This window comes from Rhodococcus sp. 4CII (assembly GCF_014256275.1).
Taxonomy (GTDB): domain Bacteria; phylum Actinomycetota; class Actinomycetes; order Mycobacteriales; family Mycobacteriaceae; genus Rhodococcus_F; species Rhodococcus_F wratislaviensis_A.
In genome coordinates, this window is record NZ_JACCFE010000002.1 from 2,314,458 (window position 1) to 2,328,218 (window position 13,761).

At 66.8% G+C, this 13,761-nt stretch carries 14 protein-coding genes and 1 tRNA gene; 8 read left to right on the forward strand and 7 right to left on the reverse strand.

Annotated features, from left to right (window positions below; all coding sequences use genetic code 11):
- The first annotated feature begins 7 nt into the window (after positions 1–7).
- The 6 genes from H0B43_RS11315 to H0B43_RS11340 all read left to right on the forward strand — a co-directional run bounded on the left by H0B43_RS11315 (position 8) and on the right by H0B43_RS11340 (position 4,352).
- Positions 8–481, forward strand: a complete 474-nt coding sequence (locus H0B43_RS11315; protein WP_073358890.1) for a DUF309 domain-containing protein — start codon at positions 8–10, stop codon at positions 479–481.
- Positions 481–1,119, forward strand: a complete 639-nt coding sequence (locus H0B43_RS11320; RefSeq protein ID WP_185727803.1) for an LON peptidase substrate-binding domain-containing protein — start codon at positions 481–483, stop codon at positions 1,117–1,119. Before H0B43_RS11315 ends, H0B43_RS11320 begins: the two co-directional genes overlap by 1 nt.
- 61 nt (positions 1,120–1,180) lie before the next feature.
- Positions 1,181–1,257, forward strand: a tRNA-Met gene (locus H0B43_RS11325).
- A 103-nt stretch (positions 1,258–1,360) separates the two neighbouring features.
- Positions 1,361–2,587: a cytochrome P450 gene (locus tag H0B43_RS42820; RefSeq protein ID WP_185727802.1), complete on the forward strand. Its 1,227-nt coding sequence runs from the start codon at positions 1,361–1,363 to the stop codon at positions 2,585–2,587.
- A 70-nt stretch (positions 2,588–2,657) separates the two neighbouring features.
- The gene (locus tag H0B43_RS11335) at positions 2,658–3,497 is read left to right on the forward strand and encodes an alpha/beta hydrolase (RefSeq protein WP_185727801.1); all 840 of its coding nucleotides are present in this window, start codon (positions 2,658–2,660) and stop codon (positions 3,495–3,497) included.
- Positions 3,498–3,548: 51 nt separating this feature from the next.
- On the forward strand, positions 3,549–4,352 hold the full coding sequence (locus tag H0B43_RS11340; RefSeq protein WP_185727800.1) for a transglutaminase family protein: 804 nt from the start codon (positions 3,549–3,551) through the stop codon (positions 4,350–4,352).
- A 4-nt stretch (positions 4,353–4,356) separates the two neighbouring features.
- Here H0B43_RS11340 and H0B43_RS11345 read toward each other — a convergent pair whose 3' ends face one another.
- Entirely contained in the window at positions 4,357–4,737 is a 381-nt protein-coding gene (locus tag H0B43_RS11345; RefSeq protein WP_185727799.1) for a MarR family winged helix-turn-helix transcriptional regulator, read from the reverse strand.
- Between the two features lie 64 nt (positions 4,738–4,801).
- On the opposite strand from H0B43_RS11345, the gene H0B43_RS11350 reads away from it, so the two are divergent.
- Positions 4,802–6,325 carry an MFS transporter gene (locus H0B43_RS11350; RefSeq protein ID WP_185727798.1) on the forward strand — a complete coding sequence of 508 codons (1,524 nt, stop codon included), beginning with the start codon at positions 4,802–4,804 and terminating at the stop codon, positions 6,323–6,325.
- On the opposite strand, the gene H0B43_RS11355 is transcribed toward H0B43_RS11350, so the two are convergent.
- The 3 genes from H0B43_RS11355 to H0B43_RS11365 all read right to left on the reverse strand — a co-directional run bounded on the left by H0B43_RS11355 (position 6,270) and on the right by H0B43_RS11365 (position 9,321).
- The gene (locus H0B43_RS11355; RefSeq protein ID WP_185727797.1) at positions 6,270–7,241 is read right to left on the reverse strand and encodes an alpha/beta hydrolase; all 972 of its coding nucleotides are present in this window, start codon (positions 7,239–7,241) and stop codon (positions 6,270–6,272) included. The genes H0B43_RS11350 and H0B43_RS11355 overlap by 56 nt on opposite strands.
- A gap of 117 nt (positions 7,242–7,358) precedes the next feature.
- Positions 7,359–7,895: a gluconokinase gene (locus tag H0B43_RS11360; protein WP_185727796.1), complete on the reverse strand. Its 537-nt coding sequence runs from the start codon at positions 7,893–7,895 to the stop codon at positions 7,359–7,361.
- Between the two features lie 31 nt (positions 7,896–7,926).
- On the reverse strand, positions 7,927–9,321 hold the full coding sequence (locus H0B43_RS11365; protein ID WP_185727795.1) for a GntP family permease: 1,395 nt from the start codon (positions 9,319–9,321) through the stop codon (positions 7,927–7,929).
- A gap of 167 nt (positions 9,322–9,488) precedes the next feature.
- On the opposite strand from H0B43_RS11365, the gene H0B43_RS11370 reads away from it, so the two are divergent.
- Complete coding sequence (locus tag H0B43_RS11370) at positions 9,489–10,220, forward strand: FadR/GntR family transcriptional regulator (protein WP_185727794.1); 732 nt, start codon at positions 9,489–9,491, stop codon at positions 10,218–10,220.
- 36 nt (positions 10,221–10,256) lie between these two features.
- Here the strand turns inward: H0B43_RS11370 and H0B43_RS11375 are convergent, their stop codons facing one another.
- From H0B43_RS11375 to eda, 3 genes are all read right to left on the reverse strand, one after another.
- On the reverse strand, positions 10,257–11,708 hold the full coding sequence (locus tag H0B43_RS11375) for a sugar porter family MFS transporter (protein ID WP_185727793.1): 1,452 nt from the start codon (positions 11,706–11,708) through the stop codon (positions 10,257–10,259).
- 214 nt (positions 11,709–11,922) lie between these two features.
- On the reverse strand, positions 11,923–13,101 hold the full coding sequence (locus H0B43_RS11380; RefSeq protein ID WP_185727792.1) for an ROK family transcriptional regulator: 1,179 nt from the start codon (positions 13,099–13,101) through the stop codon (positions 11,923–11,925).
- Positions 13,102–13,130: 29 nt separating this feature from the next.
- Positions 13,131–13,757, reverse strand: a complete 627-nt coding sequence (gene eda, locus H0B43_RS11385) for a bifunctional 4-hydroxy-2-oxoglutarate aldolase/2-dehydro-3-deoxy-phosphogluconate aldolase (RefSeq protein WP_185727791.1) — start codon at positions 13,755–13,757, stop codon at positions 13,131–13,133.
- Between the last annotated feature and the right edge of the window lie 4 nt (positions 13,758–13,761).

Below are 13,761 nucleotides of genomic sequence, written 5' to 3' on the forward strand. Positions count from 1 at the left end.
TTGTGCCATGGCCGATCGGGACAGGGATGGGACGGGGAAACCCCTCAACGCACGACCCCGCGACGAACTCGGCCGCCCCCTGCCCCACGACGCCGAGGGGGTGCCGCGCATCCCCGACGATGTGCGGTTGCCGCCCGACGAGGCGATCACCGAGGCCCAGCGACTGCTCGACCACGGCATGCCGTTCCACGCGCACGAAATCCTCGAAGGCACGTGGAAGATTGCCCCCGAGGACGAGCGGGAACTGTGGCAGGGGCTCGCACAACTCGCGGTGGGGCTCACCCACCTGATGCGAGGCAACAAGACCGGTGCACGGTCACTGCTGCGCCAGGGCCACGACCGGATCCGGCACTACGAGGTGGAGGCACCGCACGGCCTCGACATCTCCGGACTGCTGACGTGGTCCGAGCACCTGACCGACGAGATCGATCGCGTCGACCCGCTTCCGGCGACGCCCGTACCCCGATTGAGAATCCCCTGATGACTCTGCTTCCCATGTTCCCGCTGGGCTCGACGGTGCTGCCCGGTCAGCAGCTTCCTCTCCACGTCTTCGAACCCCGCTACCAGGAACTGGTCCGCGACTGCCTCGACGCACCCGACGGTCCCCGCTTCGGCGTGGTGCTCATTGCACGCGGCAACGAGGTCGGCGGCGGCGACGTGCGCCACGACATCGGCACCATCGCGCGGATCGAATCGCATGCCGCGATCGGCGACGGCCGGTACGAGCTGTTCTGCCGCACCGAGGAACGCATCAAGGTGTCGAAGTGGTTGCCCGACAATCCGTATCCGATCGCCGAGGTGGACGTGTGGCCGGATGAGAACACCGGCACCCAGACAGCGGACTATGAGTTCCCCGCGCTGATCGAGAGACTCGAATTCTTGTACGGCCTGCTCCGTCGACTGGCGACGGAGACGGGCAATGCCCCGCCCGACGTTCCCGTCATCGGCGGCTTCCGCGGTTCGCTGGGTACGAGGCTGTACGAGATCGCCACCTACATTCCGATGGGTGACGCCGACCGCCTGCAGATCCTCGCTGCGGCCGGCGCGGACGAACGCCTGCGGGAGGTTTCGGAGGCAATCGAGAACGCCGTCGAAATGGTGCAGTTTCGGCTGATGTGATGTAGCCCTCCCCGGGGTTGGTCAAGAGCACTCCGGGGAGGGTGTAGTGTTGTCAATGCAACGCGGGGTGGAGCAGCTCGGTAGCTCGCTGGGCTCATAACCCAGAGGTCGCAGGTTCAAATCCTGTCCCCGCTACCAAGTGGAAACGGCTCCGGAGATATCAATTCTCCGGAGCCGTTTTCGTTGTTCCACATCCTCCAGGACTAGAACGTATTCTCATACGTGAGCCTCAGGAGGGACCGTGCAGCTCGCCGACGTCGATCTCTACAATCCGGACACCTTCGCCGAGGGCGTGCCGCACGAGATGTTCTCCACGTTGCGGCGGGAGGCTCCCGTCTACCGGCACCTCGACGATCGGGGCAACCCCTTCTGGTGCGTTACCCGTCACGCCGACATCGTGACGGTGAATCGGGACGCGGAGACGTACTCGTCGTGGCGAGGCGCCACCTACATCGACGACCTGAGCCCGGACGATCTGGCGGGCCAGCAGTTGATGATGCTCAACATGGACCCGCCGGACCATACGGCGCTGCGGAAGATCGTGAGCAAGGGATTCACACCCCGCCGCATCGGTCAGCTGCACGAGATTCTCGCGAGACGGGGCCGCAGCATCGTCGACGCGGTGATCGAGCGCGGTGAGTGCGACTTCGTCGTCGATGTCGCCTCCGAGCTACCCCTTCAGGCGATTGCCGACTTCCTGGGTGTGCCTCAGGAAGATCGCAAGCTCATCTTCGACCTGACGAACCAGATGATCGGCTCGTCGGATCCGGAGTTCCATCTCGCGGAAGGACAGGAACGCGAGGCGGCGGCGCAGATGTTCGCCTACAGCCTGGCGATGTTCGAGGACCGCAGGAAGCACCCCCGCGACGACATCGCAACGGCCCTGATCCAGGCCGACGTGAACGGAGAGAAACTCGGCGAACTCGACTTCAACATGTTCTTCATGCTGCTCGCGGTCGCGGGCAACGAGACCACCCGCAACGCCATCTCCCACACCCAGCTGGCGCTGATGGAGCACCCCGAGGAGCGCCGCAAGGTACTCGACGACCCGTCCAAGTTCGACGCGCTGATCGAGGAGGGCTTGCGCTGGGCCACACCGGTCATGCAGTTCCGGCGCACCGCGACCAGGGACACGGTGCTGCACGACGTCGAGATCGCCGAGGGCGACCGGGTGGTCATCTGGCACATGTCCGGGAATCGGGACGAGGCGGTATTCGACGACCCGTACCGGTTCGACATCGACCGGCCCACCGGCCACTTCTCGCAGCACATTGCGTTCGGCGGCGGTGGTCACCATTTCTGCCTCGGCGCCAACCTCGCTCGCGCCGAGATGAAGGTGATGCTGAGCGAGATCCTGCGTCGCATGCCCGACATGGAGCAGACGGCGCCGGCGCAGCGCCTGCGCTCGAACTTCATCAACGGGCTGAAGCACCTGCCGGTGGCGTTCGCACCCGGACCGATCCCCTGATTTGTCCCTTCCCGGGGCACCTCACCGTGCAATGATCTGAGTCGTCGAATTCGGACCACGAAGGGGCATCATGCAGCATCGAGAATCGTCCTTCGCCGGCGTCGGCGGGGTTCCCATCGTCTACGACGTGTGGCTCCCCGAGCGGCGCCCGCGCGGCGTGCTGGTTCTGTGCCACGGCTTCGGTGAGCATGCCCGGCGCTACGACCACGTGGTCGAGCGGCTCGGAGAACTCGACCTCGCGATCTATGCGCCGGACCACCGCGGCCACGGGCGGTCGGGTGGCAAACGGGTCCACCTGAAGGATTGGACGGAGTTCACCGACGACCTGCACCAGTTGTTCGGCATCGCCTCCACGGACTGGCCGGGAGCCGACCGGTTCCTCCTCGGGCACAGCATGGGTGGTTCCATCGCGCTGACCTACGCACTCGATCACCAGCAGGATCTGAAGGCGCTGATGCTGTCCGGGCCTGCGGTCGACGTGACCAGTGGGACGCCGCGGATCGTGGTCGAGATCGGCAAGCTGGTGGGACGCATCCTCCCCGACGTGCCCGTCGAGTCGCTCGACGCGAAATTGGTGTCCCGGGATCCGGCCGTCGTGGCGGCCTACGAGGAGGATCCCCTCGTCCACCACGGGAAGGTGCCTGCAGGTATCGCCCGCGGGATGATTCTCGCCGCCGAACGGTTGCCGGAGCGTTTGCCGTCGTTGACGGTTCCCCTGCTGCTCCAGCACGGCCGCGACGACGGGCTCGCCAGTGTGAAAGGTACGGAACTCATCGCGGAGTACGCGGGTTCGGAGGATCTCACGGTGGAGATCTACGAAAACCTGTTCCACGAGGTGTTCAACGAACCGGAGAACGAAGAGGTACTCGACGATCTCGTCGAGTGGTTGCGGCCGCGCGTTCAGGCCTGACTTCGGCGGAGGTGATGTGCACCCCCGGGCCAGGGATGCCAGGATGGGCGGATGAAACGTCACGTCACCGCCACTCTCGACATCGAGGTCACCGACACCACCAGCCTCGAATTCAAGATCGCGGTGGCCCGGACTCCCGGTGCGGAGTTGTCCGAGTCGCTGACGTTCACCCATGACGGTGACCGCGTCGAGGCACGAGAGATACTGGCGGAGAACGGCACTCGAGTTCACCTGCTGAACAGCCCTCCCGGCTCGCTGCATGTCGAATATTCGGCTTCGGTTGTGGGCAAAGCCGATTCGCCCCCGGTCACCGACTACGACCTCTCGAAGTATCTTCGGCCGAGCCGATATGCGGAGGCGGACAAGTTCTTCGGGTTCACCGGCGGTGAGTTCAACCTCTCCAAGCCGCACCCTGAGCTACTCCAGGACATCACCACGTGGGTGGGATCGCGGCTGCTCTACCAACCGGGTTCGAGTAGGTCAACCGACAGCGCCGTCGACACGATGCTCTCGGGGGCGGGCGTGTGCCGTGACTTCGCCCACCTCACGGTGGCACTTCTGCGGGCCGTCACCATCCCGGCGCGATTGGTGGCGGTGTACGCGCCGGGGTGCGATCCGATGGATTTCCACGCCGTCGTCGAGGCGTTCGTCGAAGACGAGTGGCGGGTGGTCGACGCGACCCGACTGGCCCCGCGCGAGGCGCTGCTGCGGATCGCCACCGGACGCGACGCGGCGGACACGGCCTTCCTGGACAACCACGGCGGGGCGATCACTCTGGAGAACACTGTGGTCACCGCCGTCGTCGACGGCGAGTTCCCGTCCGACGACTACGTGACGCCGACATCGCTGACGTAGCGAATCAGGTTGCGTCCGAAAGCCGTTCGGTGAGCACTCCGACCTGAATCTTCTTGGCGTCGGCATGCACCGCGCGGCCGGCGTCGGTGACGTCGACGAACACGCCGCGCCGGTCGGCCTCACAGAGCGATCGGGCCACCAGGCCCGCCTTCTCCAGCCTGGCCACGCTCCGGGACAGGGCACTGGCGCTGAGGTACATCTCGGCCGCCAGGTCCTGCATCCGGGGTCGTTCGCAGGTGGCGTCCATCAACCGGTCGAGGGTCTCGAAATCGCTCATGCTCAACCCGTGAGCGTGTTGCATCTCACGATCCAACTCGCACGCGATCGCGTTGTACCTGCTCGCGAGCAGCCGCCACGTGCCGCGCAGGTCTGCCTCAGAGCTCATGAACCGCACCCTAGCGCGCGCACGGAAAAGTTGCAAGCGAATTAAATGCAAACGGAATTAGTGCTTGCGCATTGATTGCACGTGCATCTACATTCTCCCTGTGACTATCAGCGATGCCACCCCGGACCTCGCCACTTCGTCGGGCGCCACCACCGCACCGTCGACCGACCAGGCCTGGACTCCCCGCCTCTGGGGCGTCCTGGCCGTGCTCTGCCTCGTGATGTTCCTCGACGGTCTCGACGTCTCGATGGTGGGTGTTGCGCTGCCCTCCATCGGAACCGAGCTCGGGCTGTCGACCACGTCGCTTCAATGGATCATCAACGGATACGTTCTCGGATTCGGTGGCCTGCTGCTGCTGGGCGGACGTACCGCCGATCTGCTCGGACGCCGCCGCGTCTTCCTGATCGCGCTGTCCGTGTTCGCCGTCGCGTCCCTGGTCGGCGGACTCGTCGACAACGGCACGCTGCTCATCGCCAGCCGATTCGTCAAGGGCCTCGCCGCCGCATTCACGGCGCCGACCGCGATGTCGATCCTCACCACCACGTTCAAGGAAGGCCCTGCCCGCAACCGGGCGCTGTCGATCTTCTCGGTCTTCGGAGCCAGCGGATACTCGTCCGGCCTGATCCTGGGCGGACTGCTGACCAGCGCCGGATGGCGCTGGACCTTCCTGATGCCGGTCCCGTTCGCCGTTCTCGCCCTCGTCGCGGGCACCGTCCTCATCCCCCGCGACCGCGCCGCCGACAACGGCGGACACGACGTCGTGGGAGCCGCGACACTGGTGTCCGGCATGCTGCTCGCCGTCTACACCGTCGTGTCGGCGCCGGCCCGCGGCTGGGCCGATCCGCTCACACTGGGCTCGTTCGCACTGGCCGCAGCCCTGCTGGCGTCGTTCTTCGTCGTGGAGAACCGGGTGGCGCACCCGCTGGTGCGACTGAGCATCCTCCGGGTCGGCTCGATCGTGCGGGCGAACCTCAGCATCGTCGCACTGTTCGGCTCCTACCTGAGCTTCCAGTTCATGATGACCATCTTCCTGCAGTCGGTGCTGGGGTGGTCGCCGCTGGAGATGGCACTGGGCCTCCTCCCCGCGGGCATCATCGTCGCGTTCGGATCACCGTTCGTCGGCCGCCTGATCGACGCGTTCGGCACGGCACGCATGATCATCGCGGCACTGACCTCGCTGAGCCTGGGCTACCTGTGGTTCCTCTTCGCCGGGAGCGATCAGCCCGACTACACCGTCGCCATCCTGCCCAGTGTGGTGCTGCTGGGCGTCGGTTTCGCGCTGGGGTTCACGTCGATCATGGCGCAGGCCACGTCGGGCGTCGACGACTCCGAGCAGGGGTTGGCGTCGGGACTCGTGCAGACCTCGGCTCAGGTCGGTGCGGCGCTCGTCCTGGCATTGACCACCGCCCTGGTCACCGCCGGTTCGCACACGGCGTCCGGTATCAGCGGAGCCGGGTTCCACCAGTTCCACTCCGGTCTCGTGCTCGTCACCGGAGTCGCGCTGCTGGGACTGTTCGTCACGGTCTCGCCTCTCACGCAGAGTGCCGCTTCGACTCGGTCAGGGCGCGGGACGCGAAGTCGACGGTGAGTCCGATGATCGTGCGACTCTCACGTAGAGCCTTTCCGATCACCGGGAACGCGTGGATCTGCCCACTCCAGAGGTGGGTCTCGATCTGCCGCCCTGCCCGGTCGAAGTTGTCGGTGAGGATCTCTACGTCGGGTCGCATGATCTCGTACTCGGCGGCGGTGAGGAAGACCGGCGGGAACAACCCGGGGTCGGCGTTGACGGGAGACTGGGCGCCCGGAATCTTGTCGGGCCCGGCCAGCCAGCGATCCTTCAGCTTGGCCACCTGCGACATCGGCAGGTACGCGTCGCGTTTCATGAAATCGGGATCGTGGTCCTCGAGGTCGAGGTTGAGCAACGGGGAATATCCGATCACCGCGGCCGGGCGCGTGATACCCCGCAACGCGGCGACTTCCGCGACCTTCATCGCGAGGTAGCCGCCGGCGGAGTCACCGGCGACGATGACCCGGGTCGGGTCGTCGCACACTTTCAGCACCTCGGTGTACGCGGTCATGGCGTCTACCAGCGACGCCCCGATCGCCCCCTTGGGAAGCTGACGGTATTCGACCGAGACGACGGGCGCGCCCGAGCGGGCGGCGAGCAACCCGCACAGCGCCCGGTGGGTGGCGAGCCCGCAGAACACGAATCCGCCGCCGTGGAAGTAGAGGATGGTGGCGCCGTCCATCGAACCGAGCGCCGGCCGCGGATGGGTGATCTTCTCGCACGGCACCCCGCCGAGCGAGATCGTCTCGATGTCGAGGCCCCGCGGTTTGGGCAGCCGGTCGATCAGTTCGTCGAGGGCCGCGAGCAGTTCGATGCCGCGGTCCGTGGTCGGCCAGATCGTGAACAGCGGTTTGACGAAGGCTCTGGCGAACCAGAACGTCATGTGTGCCCGCCGGCTGACATCCCAGTGCCACACGATCGATCCACGCGTTCGCATACTGCCCTCCGTCGTATCGGACGCTCATCCAGCGAGCTGGACACCTCCCGCCACGGTAAGTCGAAGCCGCCCGTCACCGAGCGACTTCGACTTAATTTCCGCCCGATTACTCGAAGTTCACCGGCCGAGTCGCTGCTCCAGCCGAGCGATGATCTCGGTGGCCACCTGCGTCGGCGATCCGCCGACGTCGACCACGATGGCGTCCTCGTCGGGCTCGATGGGTTCGAGCGTCGAGATCTGTGTGTCCAGCAGCGACGCGGGCATGAAGTGGTCGAGCCGGGTGGTGAGGCGTTCGCCGATCTGCTTCCGCGACCCGGCGAGATGCACGAACACCACGTTGTCGCCCCGCAGCACGTCGCGGTAGCTGCGCTTGAGCGCCGAGCAGGTGATGACCCCGGGAAGACCGTTGTCGGTGTGCTCCCGGATCCACCCCGCGACGAGATCGAGCCACGGCCAGCGGTCCTCGTCGGTGAGCGGTTGCCCCGACGCCATCTTCGCGACGTTCGCGGGCGGGTGCAGGGCGTCCCCCTCCTGCAGGTCCCAGCCCATGGCCCCGGCGATGATTCCCGCGACCGTCGACTTCCCGGACCCCGACACCCCCATCAGCACCAGGACCGGATCCACGGTCTGCGGCTCGCGCGTACTCACGTGCATCTCACCAACCTCACTCGACATTTTCGGCCTCTCAGATGAACGCGCTCAGCGCGAGGACGCCGGCCAGGCCAGTGACGGAGATGATGCATTCCATGACTGTCCACGTCTTCAGGTTCTGTACCACCGTGACGCCGAGATATTCCTTGACCAGCCAGAATCCGGCGTCGTTGACGTGGGACAGGAACAGCGAACCGGATCCGATCGCCAGGACCATCAGCGACACGTGCGTCGACGTCAGCTCGGCGGCGACGGGCGCGAGGATGCCGGATGCGGTGACGGTGGCGACGGTGGCCGATCCGGTGGCGACCCGGATGAGCACGGCCACGAGCCAGGCGAGGAACAGGACCGGGAGCGCACTGCCCTTGATCGCTTCGGCGATCACGTCGGCGATGCCGGTGTCGATCAGGACCTGCTTGAATCCGCCGCCGGCGCCGACGATGAGAAGGATTCCGGCGATCGGAGGCAGCGAGCTCTCCAGCGAGGCCGCGAGGGCATTGCGATCCATGCCGCCGCCTCGGCCGAGGAGGACCATACCGGCGAGCACCGCGAGGCCGAGGGCGACGACCGGTGTGCCGAGGAAGTCGAGCAGGGCCTTGATCCACGCATCCGAGCCGGGGGCGACGACATCGGCGACCGCCTTGCCCAGCATGAGAACGACGGGGAGCAGGATGGCGGCGAGGGTGGCCGCGAATCCGGGGCGAGGACGCTCGGCCGCCGCCTCCGCGCCCTCCTTGTCCTCGGTGGTCACATACAGCTCGGGGACGGGCACGTCGACCCACCGCGCCGCCAGCTTGCTGAACAGCGGGCCGGACACGATCACGGTGGGGATCGCGACGACGACGCCGAGCGCGAGGGTGAGTCCGAGGTTCGCGTTCAGCGCCGACACCGCGACGAGCGGTCCGGGGTGGGGCGGAACCAGGCCGTGCATGGCCGACAGTCCTGCCAGGGTGGGGATCGCGATGCGCATCAACGGCAGCCCCGAGCGTCGGGCGACGAGGATGATCACCGGCATCAACAGCACGAGGCCGATCTCGAAGAACATCGGCAGGCCGATCACTGCCCCTACCAGCGCCATCATCCACGGCAGCGTCCGCGGTCCGGCCCGACCGACGAGGGTGTCGACGACGCGGTCGGCGCCACCGGAATCGGCGAGCAGCTTTCCGAACATGGCACCGAATCCGATGAGGATTCCGACGCTGCCCATCGTGGCCCCGAAGCCCTCGACAAACGACTTCACCGAGTCTTGCGCACCCAGACCTGCGGCGATTCCGACGCCGACGGCGCCGATCGACAACGCGAGGAACGGGTGGAGCTTGAGCCAGGTGATCAGCGCGATGATGACGGCGACGCCGACGACGGCGGCCGTGATCAGCCGCGTGTCGTGGCCGGCGCTGTCGGCCGCGGCCAGTAGTGAAGCGGTACTCATTCTGTTGCTCCAGGGAGATCGGTGATGGAATGACCCTTATTCGTGACTCAGGTCACTGTGCCTCAAAAACCATATGATTTCAAGGCAGCTCCAAAATAAGTACTACTTAGAGATCGAATGACACGCCAACGTGTGTTCAGTGGGGGCAGCCGTGGGACCATCGGCGGATGACCAACGCAGACGGTGCCGAGTACCGGCAGTTGCACGAAACGGTGCTCGATCGGCTGGGCAGCGACATCGTGGCCGGGGTCGTGTCGGCAGGCACTCGCATCTCCGCGGACGATGTGGTTACCCAGTACTCCGTCTCCCGCACCGTCGTGCGTGAAGTGGTCCGCGTACTCGAATCGCTCGGACTCCTCGCCGTGCGCCGGCGAGTCGGGATCACCGTCCTCGGCGAGGAACACTGGAATTCCCTCGATCCGAGCGTGATTCGCTGGAAGCTGGCCGGACCGCAGCGGTTCGAGCAACTGTCGAGCCTGAGCGAGCTGCGGTCGGGGATCGAACCGCTCGCCGCGCGTCTCGCGGCGACACGGGCGACGCCGGAGCAATGCGGGGCACTGACGGCCGCGGTCATCGGAATGTCGTCGACGTCTCGTGCGGCGGACACGGACGCCTACCTCGCCCACGACTCCGACTTTCACCGCACCCTGCTCACCGCGTCCGGAAACCCGTTATTGCGCGCGATGTCGCAGATCGTCGTGGAAGTACTCGAGGGCCGTACCCGCCACTCGCTGATGCCGCACGTCGCCGAGACCGAAGCGATCCGGCTGCACGGCGTGGTGGCGTCGTCCATCCAGATGGGCGACCCGGACGCGGCCGAAGCGGCCATGCGCGCGATCGTGACCGAATCCGCGACCGCCGTCGAGCAGATGAAGGACGACGACGACACCCGCGAGTGAGATCCTCGCGGGTGTCGTCGTCGGAGAGTGCAGGCCTTACACGACCGAATCGGTATGCATGGCTTCGAGTTCCACGCCCTTCGTCTCCTTGACCCAGCGCAGCACGAACACGAGCGACAGCACGGCGCACACGGCATAGAACCCGTAGGAGATTCCGAGCGAGAAGTCCTTCATGGACGGGAACGTGACGGTGATGAGCCAGTTCGCGGCCCACTGGGCGCCCGCGGCGAGCGAGAGGGCCGCGGCGCGGATGCGGTTGGGGAACGCCTCGCCGAGTAGGACCCACACCACGGGGCCCCAGGACATTCCGAAGGCCACCACGAACAGGTTGGCGGCGACGAGAGCAATCGGCCCCTGCAGCCCGGTCAGCTGCGGCGTCGTGACACCGTTCACGACGGTCGTGGACGCGGTTCCGAAGATGACCGCCATGGTCGCGAGCGTCACGGCCATACCCGCGGAACCGATGATGAGCAGCGGTCGCCTGCCGACCCGGTCGATGTACGCGATGGCGATGAGGGTGGTGGCGATGTTGACCACCGAGGTGATGACCGTGATCTGCAGCGAACTGCCCTCGTCGAAGCCGACGGCCTGCCACAGGACGCTGGAGTAGTAGAAGATCACGTTGATGCCGACGAACTGCTGGAAGACGGACAGTCCGATCCCGATCCACACGATCGGCATGAGCCCGAATGCGGAGCCCTTCAGGTCGCGGATCGACGGTCGCGTCTCGCTGGCCAGCGACGAGCGGATGCTCTCGATTCTGAGGTCCAGACCCTTCTCCCCCAGCAGTACCGCGAGGATGCCGCGGGCCTCGCCGAGTCGTCCCTGGGCGATCAGGTAGCGGGGGGATTCGGGAATCGTCAGCGACAGCAGTCCGTACGCCAGTGCGGGCACGCACATCGCGAGGAACATCCACCGCCAGGCCTCGAGCCCGAACCACAGTTCTTCCTGGGAGCCGCCGGCGAGCGCGGCGAGGGCGTAGTCGACCAGCAGGGAGACGAAGATGCCGGTGACGATCGCGAGTTGCTGCAGCGATCCGAGCCGTCCGCGCACCCGGGCCGGCGAGATCTCGGCGATGTAGGCGGGCGCGATGACCGAGGCCAGACCCACGCCGATGCCGCCGACGATCCGGAACGTCACGAGAATCTCGACGTTGGCGGCGAACCCGGTGCCGATGGCGCTCAGCAGGAACATCACGGCCGCGGCCCGCATGGTGACGAGGCGTCCGTACCGGTCGGCGATCCGCCCCGCCAGCATGGCGCCGGCCGCGGCACCGAGCAGCGCCGAGGCGATCGCGAATCCGAGGAGGGCGGACTCGACCTGGAACTTGCCTTCGATCGCCGACACGGCGCCGTTGATCACCGCACTGTCGTATCCGAACAGCAGCCCGCCGAGCGCGGCGACGGCCGCGACACGAACGGGAACCGACGTGCCCTCTGCGGTGTCGCCGGGCGATTCCGCACCGGGCAACAGGACGTTTTCAGACATGGGACTCCTCGTGAGCAAGGGTGATCGAGACTCGGATCGGGCCGAGGCCTGCGCAGAGAGCGCATTCGTTGTGGTGTGGAACACAGTAGGCAACAAAAGGAGGAATCGTCAAGACATGAACATGCAATGCCTGTTTTGTACGATTTATGTTCACGAATGAATATCGAAGCGCAGTCTCCACCCTCGCATCGATCGAGGATGCAGCGACGAACAGTCAGGCTGGAAGCGCGGATCGCAGACCCAGCGCGACGGCACCGAGCACCTGCGCACGGGGGCCGAGTTCGGCGACCCGGATGTCGAGGGCACGCACGGCGCTGGGCACCGCGTACCGGCCGACCACCTCGCGCATCGGCCCCAGCAGCAATTCGCCGGCCAGCGCGAGTTCGCCTCCGATGACGAGGCGTTCCGGGTTGACGAGGTTGCACAGGCTCGCCGCGGCGATCCCGACGTGCCTGCCGGTATCGGCGAGCACGCGGATGCAGGCGGCGTCTCCGCCCTCGGCCATGGCGACGATGTCGGCGATGGTGAGGTCGGGACCGCGGCTGGGTTCGAGCAGTCTGATCACCACGTGCGAGGCGACGAGGGTCTCGAGGCAGCCGCGGTTGCCGCAGCGACACACCTGACCGAACTCGTCGAGCGTCAGATGGCCGATTTCGCCTGCGGTGCCGCCCCTTCCGCGATAGAGCCGGCCGTCGAGGACGAGTCCGGCGCCCACACCGTCGGACAGTTTGATGTAGGCGAGATCGGTAGTCCCCCGGCCCGCGCCCCACATGTGCTCGGCGAGCACACCGAGGTTCGCGTCGTTGTCGACGTGCACGGCGGTGCCGAGATACTCGGACGCGATGGCGGCGGCGTCGACCCCCACCCACCCCGGGAGGATCGACGGACCGCCGACCTCGCCGGTGTCGGTCTCGAGCGGCGCGGGCAGGCCCATCCCGACCGCGAGGACGGACGTGCGATCGCAACCGAGTCGATCGAGGGCGGCGTCCAGCAGGGTGCCCGCCTGCACCACGCCGTCCTCGGCGCGGTGACCCGGCCCAAGTTCGACGCGTTCCTCGGCGAGCACCTGGTGCGCCATGTCGGCGACGGCCACGGTGAGGTGGCGGTGCCCGAAGTCGATCCCGACGGCGAGCCCCATTTTGCGGGTCAGCCGCACCGCCCGGCCCCGCTGACCGGGGTGGTCGCCGTCCGGCACGGCGACCATCCCGGCCGCGGTCAATTCCTTGACCATGTTGGAGACGGTGGCGGGTGCCAGTCCCGTGCGGCGCGCGATCTCCGCCTGGGTGAGTTCACCCGAGGTCTGGAGCGCCCGGACCACCCGGTGCTGGTTGGCGGACTTCAGCGACGACTGAGAACCCGGCCGTGGGGGATCACCGTTGTCACTGTCGCGCACCTCGTCACCGTACCGCGCCGCTTCTCGCGCTACCGGGCGAGTGCGGACGCCTCACGTGCGAGACCGCTGATCCGGTCCCAATCCTTCTGCCGCACCGCGTCGGCGGGCGTCAGCCAGGATCCGCCGACGCAGCCGACGTTGGGCAGCGACAGGTAGTCGCGGACGTTCGACGTGGAGATGCCGCCGGTGGGGCAGAACCGCGCGGCCGGAACGGGCGAGTGGATCGAGCCGAGGAACTTCGCGCCGCCCGACGCCTCGGCGGGGAAGAACTTGAGTTCGCGGTAGCCGTGTTCGAGCAGGAAAAGCACCTCGGAGACGGTCGCAGCGCCCGGGAGATGCGGCAGTCCGGTCTCCGTCATGGCTTTCAGGAGGGTTTCGGTGCTGCCCGGCGAAACCAGGAACTGTGCTCCCGCTTCGGCCGCCTGTGCGGCCTGGACCGGTTCCACGATCGTGCCCGCGCCGACGCAGATGTCCGGCACCTCGCTCGCGATCGCCTTGATGGCGTCGAGAGCGCACGGCGTGCGCAGCGTCAGTTCGATCATCGGAATGCCGCCGGCCACCAGCGCACGGGCCACCGGCACTGCGTCGCCGAGGTCGTCCACGACAACGACGGGGATGACCGGGACGCGGTCGAGGAGGGAGGGGCTGTTCGTCACTGAA